General features: G+C 61.8%; 19 protein-coding genes. 11 read left to right on the forward strand and 8 right to left on the reverse strand.

Annotated elements, in window-relative coordinates; genetic code table 11:
• Positions 1-36: 36 nt before the first annotated feature.
• Entirely contained in the window at positions 37-939 is a 903-nt protein-coding gene (locus tag AC1DZE_RS05635; protein WP_477672379.1) for a LysR family transcriptional regulator, read from the forward strand.
• A gap of 193 nt (positions 940-1,132) precedes the next feature.
• Here the strand turns inward: AC1DZE_RS05635 and AC1DZE_RS05640 are convergent, their stop codons facing one another.
• Positions 1,133-4,132 carry an L-glutamate gamma-semialdehyde dehydrogenase gene (locus AC1DZE_RS05640; RefSeq protein WP_477672376.1) on the reverse strand — a complete coding sequence of 1,000 codons (3,000 nt, stop codon included), beginning with the start codon at positions 4,130-4,132 and terminating at the stop codon, positions 1,133-1,135.
• A gap of 109 nt (positions 4,133-4,241) precedes the next feature.
• On the opposite strand from AC1DZE_RS05640, the gene AC1DZE_RS05645 reads away from it, so the two are divergent.
• From AC1DZE_RS05645 to AC1DZE_RS05655, 3 genes are all read left to right on the forward strand, one after another.
• Positions 4,242-4,721 (forward strand): Lrp/AsnC ligand binding domain-containing protein, encoded by a 480-nt coding sequence (locus AC1DZE_RS05645; RefSeq protein WP_457281549.1) that lies wholly within the window; start codon positions 4,242-4,244, stop codon positions 4,719-4,721.
• A gap of 197 nt (positions 4,722-4,918) precedes the next feature.
• A complete protein-coding gene (locus tag AC1DZE_RS05650) occupies positions 4,919-6,061 on the forward strand; it encodes an ABC transporter substrate-binding protein (RefSeq protein ID WP_477668824.1) in 1,143 nt (380 codons plus the stop codon).
• A 79-nt stretch (positions 6,062-6,140) separates the two neighbouring features.
• Positions 6,141-6,707 carry a DUF3617 domain-containing protein gene (locus tag AC1DZE_RS05655; protein ID WP_477668825.1) on the forward strand — a complete coding sequence of 189 codons (567 nt, stop codon included), beginning with the start codon at positions 6,141-6,143 and terminating at the stop codon, positions 6,705-6,707.
• 123 nt (positions 6,708-6,830) lie between these two features.
• Here the strand turns inward: AC1DZE_RS05655 and AC1DZE_RS05660 are convergent, their stop codons facing one another.
• Complete coding sequence (locus tag AC1DZE_RS05660) at positions 6,831-7,550, reverse strand: YggS family pyridoxal phosphate-dependent enzyme (RefSeq protein WP_477668826.1); 720 nt, start codon at positions 7,548-7,550, stop codon at positions 6,831-6,833.
• A 48-nt stretch (positions 7,551-7,598) separates the two neighbouring features.
• On the opposite strand from AC1DZE_RS05660, the gene AC1DZE_RS05665 reads away from it, so the two are divergent.
• Together AC1DZE_RS05665 and AC1DZE_RS05670 are read left to right on the forward strand one after the other, a co-directional pair.
• Complete coding sequence (locus AC1DZE_RS05665; protein WP_457281553.1) at positions 7,599-8,642, forward strand: type IV pilus twitching motility protein PilT; 1,044 nt, start codon at positions 7,599-7,601, stop codon at positions 8,640-8,642.
• Between the two features lie 188 nt (positions 8,643-8,830).
• Positions 8,831-9,967 carry a PilT/PilU family type 4a pilus ATPase gene (locus AC1DZE_RS05670; protein WP_457281554.1) on the forward strand — a complete coding sequence of 379 codons (1,137 nt, stop codon included), beginning with the start codon at positions 8,831-8,833 and terminating at the stop codon, positions 9,965-9,967.
• Here AC1DZE_RS05670 and AC1DZE_RS05675 read toward each other — a convergent pair.
• Positions 9,964-10,911 carry a LysR family transcriptional regulator gene (locus AC1DZE_RS05675; RefSeq protein ID WP_477668827.1) on the reverse strand — a complete coding sequence of 316 codons (948 nt, stop codon included), beginning with the start codon at positions 10,909-10,911 and terminating at the stop codon, positions 9,964-9,966. The genes AC1DZE_RS05670 and AC1DZE_RS05675 overlap by 4 nt on opposite strands.
• Before the next feature lie 116 nt (positions 10,912-11,027).
• On the opposite strand from AC1DZE_RS05675, the gene AC1DZE_RS05680 reads away from it, so the two are divergent.
• The 3 genes from AC1DZE_RS05680 to AC1DZE_RS05690 all read left to right on the forward strand — a co-directional run bounded on the left by AC1DZE_RS05680 (position 11,028) and on the right by AC1DZE_RS05690 (position 12,987).
• The gene (locus AC1DZE_RS05680) at positions 11,028-11,450 is read left to right on the forward strand and encodes a 4-oxalocrotonate tautomerase (protein WP_477668828.1); all 423 of its coding nucleotides are present in this window, start codon (positions 11,028-11,030) and stop codon (positions 11,448-11,450) included.
• Positions 11,451-11,533: 83 nt separating this feature from the next.
• A complete protein-coding gene (locus tag AC1DZE_RS05685) occupies positions 11,534-11,914 on the forward strand; it encodes a tautomerase family protein (protein WP_477668829.1) in 381 nt (126 codons plus the stop codon).
• Between the two features lie 170 nt (positions 11,915-12,084).
• Positions 12,085-12,987 (forward strand): NAD(P)-dependent oxidoreductase, encoded by a 903-nt coding sequence (locus tag AC1DZE_RS05690; RefSeq protein ID WP_477668830.1) that lies wholly within the window; start codon positions 12,085-12,087, stop codon positions 12,985-12,987.
• 81 nt (positions 12,988-13,068) lie between these two features.
• Here AC1DZE_RS05690 and AC1DZE_RS05695 read toward each other — a convergent pair whose 3' ends face one another.
• From AC1DZE_RS05695 to AC1DZE_RS05705, 3 genes are all read right to left on the reverse strand, one after another.
• On the reverse strand, positions 13,069-13,728 hold the full coding sequence (locus AC1DZE_RS05695) for a BON domain-containing protein (RefSeq protein WP_477668831.1): 660 nt from the start codon (positions 13,726-13,728) through the stop codon (positions 13,069-13,071).
• Positions 13,725-14,324: a phosphoheptose isomerase gene (locus AC1DZE_RS05700; RefSeq protein ID WP_431098788.1), complete on the reverse strand. Its 600-nt coding sequence runs from the start codon at positions 14,322-14,324 to the stop codon at positions 13,725-13,727. The genes AC1DZE_RS05695 and AC1DZE_RS05700 overlap by 4 nt, the downstream gene beginning before the upstream one ends.
• 95 nt (positions 14,325-14,419) lie before the next feature.
• Complete coding sequence (locus tag AC1DZE_RS05705) at positions 14,420-14,875, reverse strand: YraN family protein (RefSeq protein WP_477668832.1); 456 nt, start codon at positions 14,873-14,875, stop codon at positions 14,420-14,422.
• 50 nt (positions 14,876-14,925) lie between these two features.
• On the opposite strand from AC1DZE_RS05705, the gene rsmI reads away from it, so the two are divergent.
• Positions 14,926-15,774 carry a 16S rRNA (cytidine(1402)-2'-O)-methyltransferase gene (gene rsmI / locus AC1DZE_RS05710; protein ID WP_477668936.1) on the forward strand — a complete coding sequence of 283 codons (849 nt, stop codon included), beginning with the start codon at positions 14,926-14,928 and terminating at the stop codon, positions 15,772-15,774.
• Entirely contained in the window at positions 15,771-17,003 is a 1,233-nt protein-coding gene (locus AC1DZE_RS05715) for a multidrug effflux MFS transporter (protein ID WP_477668833.1), read from the forward strand. The genes rsmI and AC1DZE_RS05715 overlap by 4 nt, the downstream gene beginning before the upstream one ends.
• Positions 17,004-17,018: 15 nt before the next feature.
• Here AC1DZE_RS05715 and AC1DZE_RS05720 read toward each other — a convergent pair whose 3' ends face one another.
• Positions 17,019-17,501, reverse strand: coding sequence for a hypothetical protein (locus AC1DZE_RS05720; protein ID WP_477668834.1), 483 nt, complete (start codon positions 17,499-17,501; stop codon positions 17,019-17,021).
• A gap of 307 nt (positions 17,502-17,808) precedes the next feature.
• On the reverse strand, positions 17,809-18,732 hold the full coding sequence (locus tag AC1DZE_RS05725; RefSeq protein ID WP_477668835.1) for a LysR substrate-binding domain-containing protein: 924 nt from the start codon (positions 18,730-18,732) through the stop codon (positions 17,809-17,811).
• Between the last annotated feature and the right edge of the window lie 3 nt (positions 18,733-18,735).

An 18,735-nucleotide genomic window follows, 5' to 3' on the forward strand; every position in this document is an offset into this window, starting at 1 on the left:
CGCCATCTCATGGCCAAATTGCGCTATGGTCGATGCATGGCTGCGCCCGATTTCAACCTTCTTGTCACCCTGGATGTGCTGCTCGCGGAAGGCAGCGTGGCGGGCGCAGCCCGGCGCCTGCGGCTGAGCCCGTCAGCGATGAGCCGGGCGCTGGCCCGATTGCGCGAAACGACCGGCGACCCGCTGCTGGTCAGGGCTGGACGCGGCCTTGTTCCCACACCGCGGGCCGTCGAACTCCGTGAGCGCGTCAGTCAGCTTGTGCAAGACGCAGAAGCGGTGCTGCGCCCCGCCAAAAAGCTCAAGCTCAAACAGCTGGTCCGCACGTTCACGCTGCGCACGCGCGAAGGTTTTGTGGAGAACTTCGGGCCAGAGCTTATTGCACGCGTTGCGAATGAAGCACCCGGCGTACGGCTGTGCTTCGTACAGAAGCTTGACAAGGACAGCACGCCGCTTCGCGACGGGACCGTCGACCTTGAAACCGGCGTGGTGGGAAAGACGGCGGCACCGGAGCTGCGGGTGCAGGCCTTGTTCCGGGACCGGTTCGTCGGCGTCGTGCGAATGGGACACCCGCTGGGCGAGGGAGAGATCACGCCCGCCCGCTACGCCGCCGGCAGGCATATCGACGTCTCGCGGCGGGGCCAGGGCAAGGGGCCGGTGGATGAAGCCTTGCACCCATTCGGGCTCGAAAGGGAGATCGCCACCATCGTCGGCGGCTTTGCGGCGGCACTGGCACTGGCCCGGTCTTCCGACCTGATCGCCACGGTTCCCGAACGGCATACCGGGAACCTGCGCGCCGGAATGCACAGTTTTGCGCTGCCGGTCTCCACGCCGGAGATCACGGTGTCATTGCTCTGGCATCCGCGGCTGGATGCGGATCCGGCGCATCGATGGCTACGGGGGTGTGTTCGGGAGGTTTGTGTGAGGCGGCCCCTCGCCTGATCGAGCGGTTGGTGATGTTGTGGCCGAGCTCTTTGCTGAGTCTTGCTGGCCGGGGGTTGCCCGGCATGCAACTCACTTTCTTTTGCTTACTTTGCTTTTGGCGAAGCAAAAGAAAAGTGAGTAGCTGCCGGGCTACCCCGGCCAGCAGCTCTCAGCAAAGAGCACCCCGTCGGAACGGGAGCCGACCGCCCCGTCAAGCCCCTCCAGCAAGCAACGCCGCATTCCCCCCCGCAGCCGTCGTATTCACAGTGACAGTCTGCTCAGCACAAAAGCGATACAGGTAATGCGGCCCACCCGCCTTGGGGCCCGTGCCGGACAGGCCTTCTCCGCCGAAAGGTTGCACCCCCACCACCGCACCGATCATGTTGCGGTTCACATAAATATTGCCTACGTGGGCGCTGGCCGCGAGTGCCTGCGCGCGCGAGTCGATGCGGGTCTGGATACCGAGCGTGAGGCCGTAGCCCAGTGCGTTGATCTGCGCGATCACGGCCTCCGGCGTGGCCAGCTCGCCGCTGCCCCAGCGCACGATCTGCAGCACGGGGCCAAAGATTTCGTCTTTCACTTCGGCCAGGCTGCGTACTTCAAAGGCTGCGGGGGGGATGGCATTTGCTATCGAATCAGGAGCTGCTTGCGCTCGTCCTGCATGGCTTACAAGCACTTTTGACGTTGAATTCAGGCGCTGAAGATGCTTCTGGATGTTGTCAAAGGCTTCGCGGTCGATCACCGGGCCGACATCCGTCGCCAGGTCGGCCGTCTCGCCCACGACCAGCTCCCGCGCGGCACCCTTGATCATCTCGATCACGTGCTCAGCGATGCCCTCGTGCACACACAGCAGGCGCAGCGCCGAGCAGCGCTGGCCGGCGGAGCGGAACGCGCTCTGCACCACCGCGTCGGCCACCTGCTCGGGCAAGGCCGTGCTGTCCACCAGCATGGCGTTGATGCCGCCGGTCTCGGCGATCAGCGGGACGATGGGGCCGTCTTTGGCGGCCAGCGCGCGGTTGATGATCTTGGCGACCTGGGTGGAGCCGGTAAACACCACGCCGGCGACTTGCGGCGCTGCCACCAGCGCGGCGCCCACGGTTTCACCGGCGCCATGCGCCAGTTGCAGCGCGCCTTCGGGCACGCCGGCCTGGTGCAGCAACTTCACAGACTCCCAAGCCACGCCGGGGGTTTGCTCGGCGGGCTTGGCCATTACAGCGTTGCCGGTGGCCAGCGCCGCCGCGACCTGGCCGGTGAAGATGGCCAGCGGGAAATTCCAGGGGCTGATGCAGACCCAGACGCCGCGCGCCGACAGGCGCAGCTCGTTGGTCTCGCCTGTGGGGCCGGGCAGCGCGACCGGCTGCATGATGCGCTCGGCCTCATTGGCGTAGTAGCGCAGGAAGTCGACCGCCTCGCGCACTTCAGATACGGCATCGCCCCAGGTCTTGAAAGCCTCTTTCACCAGCAATGCGCAGAACTTCGGCATCTGCTGCTCCATCGCGGCGGCGGCCCGGCGCAGGATCGCGGCACGCTCGGCAACAGGTACTTTGCTCCACTTTTGATAGCTGCCTGCGCCCGTCACTATTGCCTTGGCGGCCGATTTGGCATCAAACTCAGGCACAACAGGCACCGGGATAGCAGCCAGCGCGGCCAGCAGCGGTGCGCGCATGCTTTCGACCGTGAGGTCCAGCCCCAGGCTGTTGGGCCGGCCGGGACCATACAGGGCCGGCGGCAGTGGCAAAGACGATTCGGGCTCCAGGCGCATCGGTGAGGTCAGCAGCTCGCCCATGCCGACCGACTCGTCGGCCAGCTGGTGCACAAAGGACGAGTTGGCGCCGTTCTCAAGCAGGCGGCGTACCAGGTAAGCAAGCAGGTCGCGGTGGGCGCCCACGGGCGCGTACACGCGGCAGCTGATCAGCGGGTTCTTCAGCACCTCGCGGAAAACGCCCTCGCCCATGCCGTGCAGGCGCTGCAGCTCGAAGGGAACTGCGTTGCGCGACGCCATCTGCAAAATCGCGGCAATGGTGGCGGCGTTGTGGCCGGCAAACTGCGGGTAAATGGCGTCGGGCGCGGCCAGCAAAGCCTGCGCACAGGCCAGGTACGACACATCGGTGTGGTGCTTGTGCGTGAACACCGGGTAGTGCGGCAAGCCCATCTCTTGTGCGCGCTTGATTTCCGAATCCCAGTACGCACCCTTGACCAGGCGGCACATCAGGCGCAGCCTGTATTTGCGGGCGACGGTGGCGATGTGCTCAATCAACTCCAGCGCGCGGGTCTGGTAGGCCTGCATGGCCAAGCCAAAGCCCTGCCACTGCGGGTGGTGCTTTGCCACCAGCGCAGCCAGGGCTTCAAACACATCCAGCGAGAGCTCGAGCCTGTCGACCTCTTCGGCGTCGATGGTGAGGTTGATATTGGCCCGGGCCGACAGCTCGCACAGCCCCCAGACGCGCGGTACCAGCTCGGCCATCACGCGTTCGCGCTGGGCGTCTTCGTAGCGCGGGTGCAGCGCGCTGAGCTTGATGGATATACCGTCGTTTTGCTCGGTAGCACCCATTGGACGAGCGCCAGCAGCTATTGATTTGATAGCGTTTGTGTAACTGGCGAGATAGCGCAGCGCGTCGGCATCGGTACGCGCACCCTCGCCCAGCATGTCGTAGCTGAAACGCAGGTTGGGGATTTTTTTGCGGCTGTCATCGGCCTCGGCCATCGCATCGGCAATGGTTTGCCCGAGCACAAACTGCCGGCCGAGCAGCTGCACGGCACGCAAGGTCGCCGCCACCACCGTGCGCGCGCCCAGCTTGCTCATGATGTGGGCCTGGCCGCCTTCCGGCAGGAATTTCTTGGACATGGCGATGGCCGAGGCCGACAGGCGAGCCATTACACCGTCGCCAGCGCTGTCGAAATCGGCGCGGCCGAGCTGGTCAGCCGTCAGGGCAATCGCGGTTTCGGCGTCCGGCACACGCAACAAGGCTTCGGCCAGCCGCATCAGGGCCAAGCCCTCCGCGCTGGAGATCGGGTATTCCTTGAGCAGGCTTTCCATCGCCCAGAACGGCGGCGGGTTGTCACGCACGGCCTGCACCCAGGGCTGGGCGGAGTGCGCCGCCGCCGCCCAGTCGAGAGCCCCGGCGAGGCGCTGCAGGTGCGCGGCCACGATGTCGGCTTCGGGGCGGTACGGGAAGGGCAGGCGCGGAGATGCAGGCTTCAAGTGATTCATGGAGGTTTTCACGGTAAATGGCGGTTATTCAGTCAATACGATGATGTTCTGTTGAATTCAGCAGAATTTCCCGCTAAATTTGTGCAATTCACCGAATAATTCACTATCCATGTTTGAAGCCTCACCCGAAATTGACCGCATTGACCTGAAAATCCTGAATGTCCTGCAGCAGGACGGCCGGATTTCCAACCTCAAGCTCGCCGAGAGCGTGGCTCTGTCGCCCACGGCCGTGCTGGCCCGCGTGCAGCGTTTGAGCCGGGACGGCTACATCCTGGGTTATGAAGCCCTGCTCAATCCCCTCAAGCTGGGCGCCGGAATGATGGTGTTTGTCGAAGTGCTGCTGGACCGCACCACGCCCAACGTGTTTGAAGCCTTCAAGGCGGCCGTACAGGTCCACCCGGAAATCTCCGAATGCCACATGGTGGCCGGCGGCTTTGACTATCTGCTCAAAACCCGCATGGCCGACATGGTGGCCTACCGCTCTTTTGCCGGCACCGTGCTCTGGCAGCTGCCGGGTGTGCGCGAAACCCGCACTTACGCCGTAATGGAAGAGGTGAAAAATACCACCCGGCTGGCGCTGGGGGTCTAGGCCGGGCATCTGCTGCCCGCCTGAAAAGGCCGCGTTAGCGGCACTTTTCTCACGGATTCCCGCTCAAATCCAGTCGCACCCGGACTAACCGCGTTGCCAAGCCGTGCGCATTGGACTACCTTGCAGTGCACATATGCAAGAAGTTGCATATGCAGATGGTGAAAAAACCATCACCACGAAAAAAACGGAGGCCCCTGATGAAAAACAAGCCATGGTGGCGTTTGGCCGTGTTGGTGGGAGTGCTTGTCGCCGCGGCGGCGCAGTCGGCGGAAATCGGCGTGACGGATACCGAAATACGCGTCGGGCAATTCGCCGCCCAGACCGGCCCCGCCGCCGAGCTGGGCAAGCGCATGCAACTGGGCATATTGGCGCACTTCAATGCCGTCAACGCCGCCGGCGGCATCAACGGCCGCACCCTCAAGCTGGTTTCGCGGGACGACGGTTATGAACCTGAAAAGGCTGCTGCCGCGGTCAAGGCCCTGATCGAAGAAGACAGGGTGTTCGCGCTGATCGGTTCGGTCGGCACACCCACCACCCTGGCCGCGGTGCCGGCCATCAACGCGGCAGGCATACCGCTGATTGGCCCGTTCACAGGCGCGCAGGGCCTGCGCGAGCCTTTCAACCGAAACCTGTTCCACGTGCGCGCCAGTTACTTTGACGAGACCGAGCGCATCGTGCAGCACCTGAGCACCGTCGGCATCACCAAAATCGCCGTCTTCTACCAGAACGATTCTTACGGCAAGGCCGGGCTGGAAGGCGTGATGCGGGCGCTGACCCGGCGCAACCTCAAGCCGGCTGCCAGCGTCACGGTCGAGCGCAACAGCGTGGATGTTGCCGCACCGCTGGCAGAAATACTCAAGGTCACGCCTGAGGCTGTGATCCAGATCAGTGCCTACAAATCCTGCGCCGCGCTGATCAGGCAGGCACGGGCCAAGGCCTACGGTGGCCAGTTTTTCAATGTGAGCTTTGTCGGCTCGAAGGCGCTCGCTGAAGAGTTGGGCGACACCGGGGCGGGCGTGACGATTTCGCAGGTGATGCCCTTCCCTTACACACCCTCATCGGCCATCGTGCGTGAATACCAGCAACGCATGGCTGAGGGCGGCCACAAGGACTTTGACTTCTCCAGCATGGAAGGCTTTCTGGTGGCCAAGGTCTTTACCGAAGGCCTGCGCCGGGCTGCGGGGAAGAACCTGACCCGTGAGAGCCTGGTGACGGCGCTGGAGTCCATGCGCGACTACAACATGGGCGGCTTCACGGTGAACTACAGCCCCCAAAGTCACGAGGGCTCCCGCTTCACCGATCTCACCATCATCGGGCGCGGCGGAAAATTCATGCGCTGACGGCATCGAAACTTGCAAAACGGCCCATGCTGGCAATAATGCGGGCTCATCCCCTGTTTGCCATTCACCAGGAACACCCATGAAGCTTTCTACCCCCTTTCCAGCCGCCCTTGCCGCTTTCACGCTGGCCCTGTCCGCCGGGGTTTCTGCACAGACCACCAAACCGGGCCTGTGGGAAATGACGAGCAAAATGCAGTCAAGCTCCGGCGAGATGGAAAAAGCCATGGCCAACATGGAAAAGCAGCTGGCCAGCATGTCGCCCGAGCAGCGCAAGCAGATGCAGGACATGATGGGCAAACAGGGCATGTCCATGGGGCCCGGCGCCGGCGGTGGCATGACCATGAAGGTGTGCGTTACCAAGGAAATGGCCGAGCGCAACGAGCTGCCGCAGCAACAACAGGGCGACTGCAAGAGCACCCAGTCGCCGCGCAGCGGCAACACCATGAAGTTTGCCTACACCTGCACGCAGCCACCGTCCAGCGGCGAAGGCGTAATGACCTTCAACGGCGACACCGCCTACACGATGAAGATGAACACCACGACCACCGTCAAAGGCAAGCCCGAGAAGATGACCATGGATGCTGCAGGCAAATGGCTGTCGGCTGATTGCGGCAATATCAAACCCATCGCTCCTCCCAAGAAATAGAAACGCCCCCCGAAGCAGGGCATGTCTTCACCAGCAGGGGCCGCGGAACCGGCTTTGCCGGGCCGCAGGCGCAGCGGCCCCCTCGGGGGGCAGGAAGCTACACGGAGTGAGCGACCGTGGGGGCTATCTCCCCCCAAAAATCGCGGTGCCTACGCGCACCATGGTGCTGCCCGAATGGATCGCCGCCTCCAGGTCAGCGGTCATGCCCATTGACAAGGTATCCATGGGTGCAAGCAACGCACCTGACGCGTTGATTTCGTCAAAAATGGCTTTTGTCCGCGCGTGGACAGCGCAAGCAGCTACAAAATCGATAGCAGGCTCCGGTATCGCCATCAAGCCGCGCAAGGTGAGGTTCGGCAGCTGCACAACCGCCTGCGCCAGCGCCAGGACATCCTCAGGCGCCACGCCCGACTTGTTGGCGCCACCATCCACGTTGACCTGCAGGCAGATCTGGAGCGGCGGCAAATCGGGCGGTCGCTGCTCGCTCAGCCGCTGGGCGATTTTGGGGCGATCTACCGACTGCACCCAGTCAAAATGCTCAGCCACGAGACGGGTCTTGTTGCTCTGAACCGGGCCAATGCAATGCCACTCCAGCGTAATCCCAGGGCCCTGTGCCTCGGCGCCTTGCCAGGCGCGGAGGGCGGCAATTTTCTCTACGCCCTCAGTGATGTAGTTTTCGCCGAAGGCACGCTGCCCATCCGACGCGGCGTCGATCACGGCGTCCGCACCAAAGGTTTTGGAGACCGCCAGCAGCCGCACGCTCGCCGGATTGCGCCCGGCGGCTACGCAGGCCGTGGTTATCCGGTCACGGACAAGCTGGAGATTGCGCACAATCGTGGTCATAATCGAACTGTAAACTTAGTTTGAAAACCATTTTCAAAGGGTCCCGGGATGGATATCACGCAGTTGCTGGCTTTTAGTGTCAAGAACAAGGCGTCTGACTTGCATTTGTCGGCAGGCTTGCCGCCCATGATCCGGGTTCACGGCGACGTGCGGCGCATCAACATCGATCCGCTGGACCACAAGCAGGTGCATTCCATGGTGTATGACATCATGAACGACACCCAGCGCAAAACATATGAAGAATTCCTGGAGGTCGACTTCTCGTTCGAAATCGACGGCCTCGCCCGCTTTCGCGTCAATGCCTTCAACCAGAATCGCGGCGCCGGTGCGGTGCTGCGGACCATTCCATCCAAAATCCTGACACTGGAACAGCTCAACGCCCCCAAGATTTTTGGCGACCTGGCCATGAAACCGCGCGGCATGGTGCTGGTCACCGGCCCCACCGGCTCGGGCAAATCGACCACACTGGCCGCCATGGTCAACTACCTGAACGAAAACGAGTACGGCCACATCCTGACGGTGGAAGACCCGATCGAATTCGTGCACGAATCCAAAAAATGCCTGATCAACCAGCGCGAGGTCGGCCCACACACCCTGAGCTTTAACGCCGCGCTGAAATCGGCCCTGCGGGAAGATCCGGACGCCATCCTGGTGGGTGAAATGCGTGACCTGGAAACCATCCGGCTGGCCATGTCGGCCGCTGAAACGGGCCACCTTGTCTTCGGCACGCTGCATACTTCCAGCGCCGCGAAAACCATCGACCGGATCATCGACGTGTTTCCGGCCGAGGAAAAGGAAATGATCCGTTCCATGCTGTCCGAGTCGTTGCAGGCCGTGATTTCGCAAACACTGTGCAAAACCAAGGATGGTGCGGGCCGCGTGGCCGCACACGAGATCATGCTGGGCACCAGCGCCATCCGCAATTTGATCCGCGAGGCCAAGGTCGCCCAGATGTATTCATCCATCCAGACCGGCAACAGTGTGGGCATGCAGACGCTGGACCAGAACCTGACCGAGCTGGTGAAGCGCAATGTGATTTCTGCTGCCGAAGCCCGCGGCAAGGCAAAAATCCCGGAAAACTTCCCCGGCTAGAAGCTATGGCCCCCACGCTTGTCACTTCGAGCCTACGGCGCGCTGCCCCTTTCCTTACGTATGAGGCCGCTGCGCCTGCGGCCCGGCAAAGCCGGTTCCGCGGCCCCTGCTTGATTGAAGAGAGAACCACCGTCACCGATCCTGCCGAGTTTCCGGCAACGACAGAGTTTGTTTGAAAGGAGTCGCAAATGGAACGCGACCAGGCCAGTAAATTCATCAATGATCTGCTGAAACTCATGGTCAGCCGTAATGGCAGTGACCTGTTCATCACAGGCGACTTCCCACCGGCCATGAAAGTCGACGGCAAGGTGACCAAAGTGTCGCCGCAGCCGCTGAACGCCGGCCACACGCTCGCCCTTGCCCGTTCCATCATGAACGACAAGCAGGCCGCCGAATTCGAACGCACCAAGGAATGCAATTTCGCCATCTCGCCGCCCGGCGTGGGCCGCTTCCGTGTCAATGCGTTCATCCAGCAGGGCAAGGTCGGCATGGTGATGCGGACGATTCCCGCCGTGCTGCCCACCATCGACGGGCTGGGCGTGCCCCAGGTGCTCAAGGAAGTGGTGATGAGCAAGCGCGGCCTGACCATTTTGGTGGGCTCTACCGGTTCGGGTAAATCCACCACGCTGGCGGCCATGGTCGACTGGCGCAACGAGCAGTCGTTCGGCCACATCATCACGATTGAAGACCCGGTGGAATTTGTCCATGCGCACAAGAACTGCGTGATCACGCAACGTGAAGTGGGCCTGGACACCGACAGCTGGGAAGCGGCCCTCAAAAACACGTTGCGCCAGGCGCCCGACGTGATCCTGATGGGCGAGATCCGCGATCGCGAAACCATGGAACATGCCATCGCATTCGCGGAAACCGGCCACCTGTGCCTGGCCACCTTGCACGCCAACAGCGCCAACCAGGCGCTGGACCGCGTGATCAACTTTTTCCCCGAAGAGCGCCGCACCCAGTTGCTGATGGACCTCTCGCTCAACCTCAAGGCCATGATTTCGCAGCGGCTGGTGCCCAAGCAGGACGGCAAGGGCCGTTTTGCGGCGGTGGAGGTCATGCTCAACTCGCCGCTGATCTCCGATCTGATCTTCAAGGGCGAAGTCTCCGAAATCAAGGAGATCATGAAAAAAAGCCGCAACCTGGGCATGCAGACTTTCGACCAGGCGCTGTACGACGCCTTCGAGAGCCACTTCATCACCTACGAAGATGCCCTGCGCAACGCCGACTCGGTGAACGACCTGCGCCTGCAGATCAAGCTCAACTCGCAACGCGCCAAGTCCGTCGACCTGGCGGCCGGCACCGAAAACTTCGCTATCGTTTAAGCCGCTGAACTGCCGGCGTTGTTCCGGCCAAGGGCTGAGTTGGAAGGGCTAAAGGCCGCGAAGCAGGCCTGAAGGTAATCGATAGTGGCCCGGATTTTGGGAGCCCGATGGCGTTCGGCCAGAATCACCGCATCAATAGAATAGACATCGCTCACCGTGTGCCGGGCCAGCACGGGCTTTAACCGGCCTTGCGCCACCAGCTCGCGGCCGATAACGTCGTTGATCCGGGCAATGCCGGCTCCCGCCAAGGCAAGTGAAACCACCGCAGCGCTGCTATTGACGCGCAACTGCCCCTGCACCGCGAGTGGGGTGACGACCGCGTTTTCTTCGAAGGTCCATTGATTGTGGGTAATCGAAGTGGTATTTGATATCAGACTGTGCAATTGAAGATCTGCCGGCGCACGCGGAACGCCATGCTTCTTGAGATACACGGGTGAGGCGTACAAAGCACGCCCATGGCTTCCAAGATTACGGGCAATGGCCGTCTGCGCAGGTGCAACACCCGCCCTCACGACGATATCCATCGCCTCATCGGCCATGCTGACAAGGCGATCATCCAGATGCAGGTCCAGCTTCAATTCCGGGTGCAAGGCCCGCAGCTTGCCCAGCCGGGGAATCAGTACATATTCAGCAAGAATCTGGCTGATGCTCAAGCGCACCGTACCCACCACTGAGCGGCTTCTGCTGGCGAAGCTGTTTTGCAATTGCCTGTGTTCGGTAAGGATGCGCTGGGCATATTCGAGGAAGACCTCACCTTCGTCAGTGAGAGAGAGGCTGTGAGTGGTCCGGTGCATCAGCCGCAGGCCGCATTGAGCCTCCATGCGCGCGAGCGAACGCGACATATGGCTGGCCGCAACGTTGCGGTCCCTCGCTACTGTCGAGAGCGACTGGGCAGATGCAAGCTGCGCAAACAGCGAGAAGTCGTCAAGGCTGAGGTTTTTCATGCTTGTGCAGATTTGACACAAGCATTATGCATTCGGGGGGATTTCCAGCCGACGCCATCCTGGGCACAGTTCACTTCGCACGGACATGTTGCGCCGTCGCTCTTCAAAGGATTTTTATGCCCATCTCCATCCAGCTATCGCAGGGACTTTTAACGCCGGCCGGCGAGCGCGAGGTTTTCTCCAGAGTTGCAGGCGCCTTGCTGCAGGTACACGGCCTCAGCGGAAACGCCTTCATGACTCCCGCAGTCATTGGGCATGTCGACATTTACCCTGAAGAGCACAGCTATGCCGGCGGCAAACCCCAGTCGCTTGCGGTCATAGAGGTTAAGGTCCCTTCTGTCACCTTCCCCGATCAGTCGGTGAAAGACAACTTCGTCAAGGCGGCAACAGACATCATTGACGAGCTCAAGGCGGGAAAACACCCGAGAGCGCGCACCTTCGTCAACGTGACCTATGCGGTGGAGGGCGCCTGGGGAATTGCCGGCAAAGCCTATACCAACGCCGACCTGGGAATGGCCATTGGAGCTGCCGCGGGCTAGGCAAGCGCGGGAACTCACCCTGCCCCCATTCACCTCCGTCTCTCCGCACAGCACACCAACCGATTAAACCCACAGGAAACTTCATGCCTCTCGTACGAATTGACCTTCCTGACACCACGCCGGACGAAGAGCTTTCGGCCGTGTCGGGCCTTGTGCATCAAGCCCTGGTAGACACTTTCAATGTGCCGGGGCCGGATCGCTTCCAGACGCTCACGCGTCATGCACCGCGCCAGCTCATTTGCTCCGAAGAATTCCTTGGGGTCACGCACTCCGCCCACGTGGTTTTTATTCAAATATTCTGCGCCCCCGGCCGATCGCTGGACATGAAGAAGGCGCTCTTCTCGGAAATCGGAAAACAAATCTCGTCGAATTGCAGCTTTAGTCCGGCCGACGTCATCATCAATCTGGTTGAGACGTCGCGTGAGAACTGGTCTTTTGGAAACGGCATGATGCAATTCAGTTAAAAGGGGCAGGACAGCCTGTTTTGCACACCCCCCAACGCGCTGAGATGCGCCATGAATGTGAAGCTGCTCCTTCATGGGAAAACAGGGAGGTTCACTGGGCAAAGCGCGCAATCAAGCCATAATCATTGCTGCAAAACCCCCTTGCCCGACGGGCCTCAAGAGATTTAACTGTGTCATCAATTCACCCCAAAACCTACGAAACTTCCGATTCACGTACTGTCGCCTTCCTGGGCCTCGGTGTCATGGGCTTCCCGATGGCCGGGCACCTGGCGCTGGCGGGCCACGACGTCACGGTCTACAACCGCAGCGCCGCCAAGGCTGCCTCCTGGACGAGCGAGTTCAAGGGCCGTGCAGCCGCCACACCGCGCGAGGCGGCTGCAGGCGCAGACGTCATTTTCTGTTGCGTGGGCAATGATGCCGACCTGCGCAGCGTGGTACTGGGTAACGATGGAGCGCTGGCCGGCATGAAACCGGGCGCCATCTTCGTGGACCACACCACGGCCTCGGCCGATGTGGCGCGTGAACTCTCCGCCGCGGCCTCCAAGATCGACCTGCACTTCATAGATGCACCCGTCTCGGGTGGCCAGGCTGGTGCGCAAAATGGCGCGCTCACAGTGATGTGCGGCGGAGACGCCGCAGCATTTGAGGCCGTGAAACCAGTGGGCATGGCTTTTTCAAAAGCCTTCACGCTGATGGGCCCAAGCGGCGCGGGGCAACTTACCAAGATGGTCAACCAGATTTGCATTGCTGGCCTGGTACAGGGCCTGAGCGAAGCGGTGGCGTTTGGCCAGAAGGCCGGTCTGGATGTCAACCAGGTCCTGGACGTGATTGGCAAGGGCGCAGCGCAAAGCTGGCAGCTCGACAACCGCGGCAAAACCATGGTGGCCGACAAGTTTGACTTCGGGTTTGCCGTGGACTGGATGCGCAAGGACCTGGGCCTGGTACTGGACGAAGCCAAGCGCAACGGTGCGCGCCTGCCTGTGACGGCCCTGGTCGACCAGTTTTATGCCGACGTACAAGCCATGGGCGGCCAGCGCTGGGACACATCGAGCCTGATCAAGCGCCTGAAATAGAAACTGGGCCAACCGGAAAAATCGGGTGGAAAGCAGAGCGGCAATGCTGCCGAGGCCAGCACTGCCCGCCCCTAACTAACGTCAACTCCCGGCGGGTTTGGCGCCTGCGGGTGGCTCGACGGGTTTTGACGGCAGCATGCGTGCCAGCTCTTCCTCGCTGATGATTTCAAACATGCGGATGACTTTTTGCACACCCGGAGTGGAGCGGACCACTTCGGTGGCGCGATCCGCCTCGCGCTGTGTAACACGCCCCATCAGGTAGGTCGTACCACGCTCGGTCACCACCTTGAAGGCGTTCAACGACAGGTCACGGGCATCCACCAGCATCGCCTTGACACGGCCGGTGACGAGGGTGTCGGACGAGCGCTGTGTCAGGGTGGCGTTGCCCATCACGGCCAGTTCATTGACCACCGAGGTCACATTCTCCACACGCGAAACGATCTGCTCGACCAGCTGCTTGTCTTGCGCGCTGGGCACTTCACCCGTCAGCAACACCTGGCGGTTGTAGCTGGTCAAGTTGACATGCACACGGTCGCCCACGTTGCTGCGAATCCGGCTGGCCGCCCGCAATTCAATGCCCTCGTCTTCCAGCTGCGCACCCGACGTGCGGCGGTCGGTGGCAACAAGCGCCCCCCCGGCCATGCCACCTACCACCAAAGGAAAGCAGGCTGTCAGGGCACTGCCAAGCAAGACCGACGTACCAACGGCCAGAGTGAGTCGTTTCAACGGGGCATATGTCATACAGAGGTCTCCTGATCGCCAAGTAACTGGGTGTCCACACCATCGCAAATGCAATGGAGGACAAGAAGGTGCACTTCCTGGATACGCGCGGTCCGCTCATGCGGCACGCAGATATGCACATCGGTTTCGCGCAGGGCATGGGTCATCTTGCCGCCCCCGCGCCCCGTCAGCGCCACCACGGTCATCTCGCGCTCATGGGCGGCTTCGATGGCGGCCAGCACATTGGCCGAATTGCCGCTGGTGCTGATGGCCAGCAATACGTCGCCGGCGCCGCCCAGGGCACGCACTTGCTTCGAGAAGATGACCGTGAAGTCGTAGTCGTTGGCAATGGCGGTGAGGATGGAGCTGTCGGTCGTCAGCGCAATCGCACCCAGCTCCGGCCGCTCGCGCTCATAGCGCCCCACAAACTCCGCAGCGAAGTGCTGGGCATCCGCTGCCGAGCCACCATTGCCGCAGGCCAGGACTTTGCCGCCACTGGTGACGCTGGCCAGGATGGCCTGCACGGCGGCCGCAATCGGTTTGGACAGGACCTGTGCCGCCTGGTATTTCAGGTCGGCACTGTCAATGAACTGCTGTTCGATACGTTGTTCAAGCATGGGGTCAATGATAGCGGGTCGGACTGCTCCGCCGGTCCCGGAGGGGTTTGCGCAGGCTGGCAATGGATGGTTACAAATTCCGCCATTCCCGGCGTTCAGGACGCGTCGAAAGCCCCGGGCAGCCATTCAATGTCAGGGGCCGCCCCGTCGTCCTGCGGCCCGTTGACCAGGACCACGTCGAATCGACAAGGCGGTGGGCTGGCGAAACGCATGAGATAGTGCCTCGCGGCAAAGATGATTCGCTGTTGCTTGGCCGGGCTGATGCTGGCGCCGGCGCCGCCGTGCGAGACGCCCGTGCGCTGGCGCACTTCCACAAACACCAGAGTACCGTCAGGTGCGCGCATGACCAGGTCGATCTCGCCGCCGCCGCGGCCCGGCGTCCGATAATTGGTATCGACCAACACCAGTCCGGCCTTGGCGAGGTAGGCGCGCGCGGCAGCTTCCGCAGCATCACCCCTCGACTTGGTGGTAACCTGCCCAGGCGAGGCTGGGGCCTGAAGGGCCGTCGCTTTTGACGCCGTCCCGGCAACCTGTTTTCTGGAAAACCACATTGAACGCTTCCTTCGACCTGGCACTGAATGCGGCACGCGCCGCAGCAGGCATGCAGCATTATCCGGAAAGTGCGCTCTATGTGGTGGCGACCCCGATCGGGAACCTGGCCGACATCAGCCTGCGCGCCCTGCAAGTACTGCAGCTGGTAGACGCCATAGCCTGCGAAGACAAGCGGCATTCTCAACCCCTGCTGCGGCAGTACGGCATCGACAAACCCCTGCTGGCGGTGCACGAACACAATGAAGCTGAGGCCGCAGGTCTGGTGATCGAACGCCTGCAGCGGGGTGAGCGCGTGGCCTATATCAGCGACGCCGGCACGCCGGCCGTGAGCGATCCCGGCGCCCGCCTGGTCGCCGCCGTTCGTGCCGCTGGACTGGCCATCATGCCCCTGCCGGGTGCCAGCAGCGTCACTGCGGTGCTCAGCGTGGCCGGGCTGAGCAGCCCGGGCGGTGACACCGGGTTCGTATTCGCCGGTTTCCTGCCGAGCAAGGCCGGTGAACGCGACCAGGCCATCCAGCAGCTGCAAACCGATGCCCGGGCCATCGTGATTCTGGAGGCGCCACACCGCATCGAGGCGCTTGCGAAAGCACTGGCGGTGCTGCAAGGCCGCCTGGTCACCGTTGGCCGTGAGCTGACCAAGCAATTTGAGGAAATTGCGACCGTGCCGGCGCAGGATTTTTCCGGCTGGCTGGCCGCTGGCGCCCAGCGTACGCGCGGTGAATTTGCACTGGTACTGCATCCTTGCGCCGCTGCGGATAACCCCGAAGATGGCACACGGGTGCTGCAGTTGTTGCTGGCGGAGTTGCCGCTCAAGACTGCTGTAAAAGTCGCGGCAGAAATCACCGGCGTGGGACGTAACGAGCTCTATGACACCGCACTCAAGCTGAAAAAAGAATGAACCCCAACGCCGACGAACTCTGGCACGCACCACGCTGGGCGCTTGCCGCCTTGTTGGCTGTGCTCGGGATGCTCGGTCCGTTTTCCATCGACACCTACATTCCCGCCTTTTCCGGCATGGCGCAGTCGCTGGGAGCATCACCGGTAGAAATGCAACAGACGCTGTCGGCCTACCTGTTCGGTTTTGCTTTCATGAACTTGTTTCACGGTGCGCTGGCCGACAGTTTTGGCCGTCGGCCGGTGGTGTTGTGGGGAATCGCGCTATTCACTCTGGCGTCGGCCGGTTGCGCGCTTTCGCAAAGCATCGGGCAGCTGGTTTTTTTCCGGGCCATGCAGGGCTTGTCGACAGGTGCGGGCATTGTGGTGTCGCGCGCCGTCATACGCGACATGTACCCGCCGGCTCAGGCCCAACAGGTCATGAGCCAGGTCACCATCTATTTCGGAGTGGCCCCAGCCCTTGCGCCCATCGTCGGCGGCTGGCTTTTTGTGCATCTGGGCTGGCACAGCATCTTCTGGTTTCTGACGGGAGTGGGTGTGATCCTGTGGGCTACCAACTTCCGGTTCTTGCCCGAGACACTTCCGCCGCTGGAACGCCAGCCGTTTGAAGTCAGGCATCTGATGCGGGGCTACTGGCAGTTGGGTTCCAGCCCCCGCTTTTTATTGCTGGCGCTGGCCAGCGGCGTGCCATTCAACGGCATGTTTTTGTATGTGCTGTCAGCGCCCGCTTTTTTGGGGGAACACCTGGCACTGCAGCCTACCGAATTTTTCTGGTTTTTCATCCTGACAATCTCCGGCATCATGTCCGGCGCGTGGCTGAGCGGCCGCCTGGCAGGAAAAATCGCCCCCAAGCAGCAAATACGGCACGGCTTTGTCATCATGCTGGTCACCTCGGTGCTTAACCTGATTGCCAACATGCTGTTCGCCCCGCATGCTTCGTGGTCCCTCTTTCCGATCGCAGTGTTTGCATTCGGCTGGGCACTGATGGTGCCGGTTGTCACGCTGCTGGTGCTGGACCTTTATCCTGAACGGCGCGGCATGGCTTCTTCCCTTCAGGCCTTCGTGGGCTCAACCGCCAACGGCATTGTTGCCGGTGTCATCGCCCCGCTCACAATGCACTCCACCCGGGCATTGGCGGCAGTCTCGCTCGGGATGATGTGCATCGGGTTGGTTGCCTGGGTGTATCTGCATCACCGGTGGCCGGATATCGGCCGCTCCGCAACACCCGACTAGCGTGCAATACGCCTTTTAACGATCATTGACTCGCATGGGAAATTCCATGCCCTGCCCGATGCGTTGCACCACGTTGTTGCCGTCCAGATAAGCCCAGAAAAACATGGGCTGATCACTGTCTCGCCAGCGGTAAGTCATGATGTCGCCGGACCATGACGCTACACGGTCAATCTTTGCTGGCCGGCCAAATTCGCGTTCCATATCCGAGCGCATCCACTTGCCCGGCTGGATTCTTGAAAACTCTGCTGGCGTCAGGACCTCGCGGACGCTGATGACCCTGCCGGCGGCATCCAGATCTACCATCGTGGCGAACTGACCAAGCGGCTGGCCCGAATACTGCAGCCGGGTTCCCGCATCCAGCGGCACCACCCGGGACGGCGTTCCGCGAAGCGCGATGACGTTCTCGCGGGTCATGCCGGGCTTTATCGCTGTCAACGCGCAGCCGGCGGCACACAGCACCGCGACAACAAGACCGGAAACTAATTTAAATGCCCTCACGGTTACTCCTGCCTGAAATTTAATTGATTACGAGACTTGGGACTCAATCGCGGCCAGAACGTTCCCCGTGACACCTGCCCAACCGATCTTCCCTGCGCGGGCCGAATCACGGATTGTTGCATCATGCCGCACCCGCTGAAGGCGCCCGGACTGCCGCTGTCGTTGTTTCTGGCGCCCATGATGCAGGGCAACGGCTCGAAGCCGGGATTCAACGGATTGGACCAGGCCTCAAGCAAACTCGCCGACTCGTTTTGTACTGAGCCCGCCTGGGGGCCGAGGTGTTTGGTGTCCATGCACCCGCGCGCACTCAGGCTTTGTGCTGCCGCGCAAAAATTTTGGCCAGATCCAGGAAATTCTTTTCGGCCGGCGAATTACTGTCTTCCCGGCTCACCAGCGTGATAGGTGCCACCAGCGCGGGCCTGGCATTGGTGATACGGCAGTACACCACGCTCTCACGGTGAAAATCCTTCATGGATGCGGGAACCACGGAAACGCCCGCGCCCGCCGCGACCAGGCTGATATTGGTCAGCATGCGCTCCACCTCCAAGGCGATCCTGAGCGTGAAGCCCGCCTGTTCACAGGCTTCGATCAGATCCGAATACATGCCCGGTGCGCCGTGTCTGCGCACTAGAATGAACTGCTCATCAGCCAGGGATTTCAGATCAATGGCCGGCATCTTGCCCTTGGCGGCGCCCGCCACCAGCGCGTGACCCACCGGCAGAATCAGCAGCATCTCCTCTTCGAGCAAGGAAAAAAAGCTCACGCCACGCGGATGGCTTACGGGCGTGCGCAAAATCGCGACATTGACCTTGCCCCTGTCTATGCCCTCGGTCAGCTCGGCCGCATTGGCTTCCCTCAAATCCAGATGCACACCGGGATAAGCGCTGCGGTAGGCCCGGATAATCCCCGGAATAAGGGGATGGGCAGCGGCCGAACTGGTAAAGCCGATGGCCAGCGTGCCTTCAAAGCCCTGTGCGGCGCGCGCCGCGCGCGCCGATGCCTGCTCAACACTGCGCAGGATGGCCTGGGCTTCCTGCACAAATACGGCGCCCCCGGCCGTCAGCGCAGCGCCCTTGGGGTGGCGGCGGAACAATTCGAAACCCAGCTCTTCCTCCAGCAGCCGGATCTGGTGGCTCAAGGGCGGCTGCTGCATGTTCAAGCGCTCGGCGGCACGCGTGAAATGCTGCTCCTCGGCAACCATCAGGAAATAGCGCAGGTGTCTCAGCTCCATGGC

This window comes from Polaromonas sp. P1_F1, from assembly GCF_056405795.1.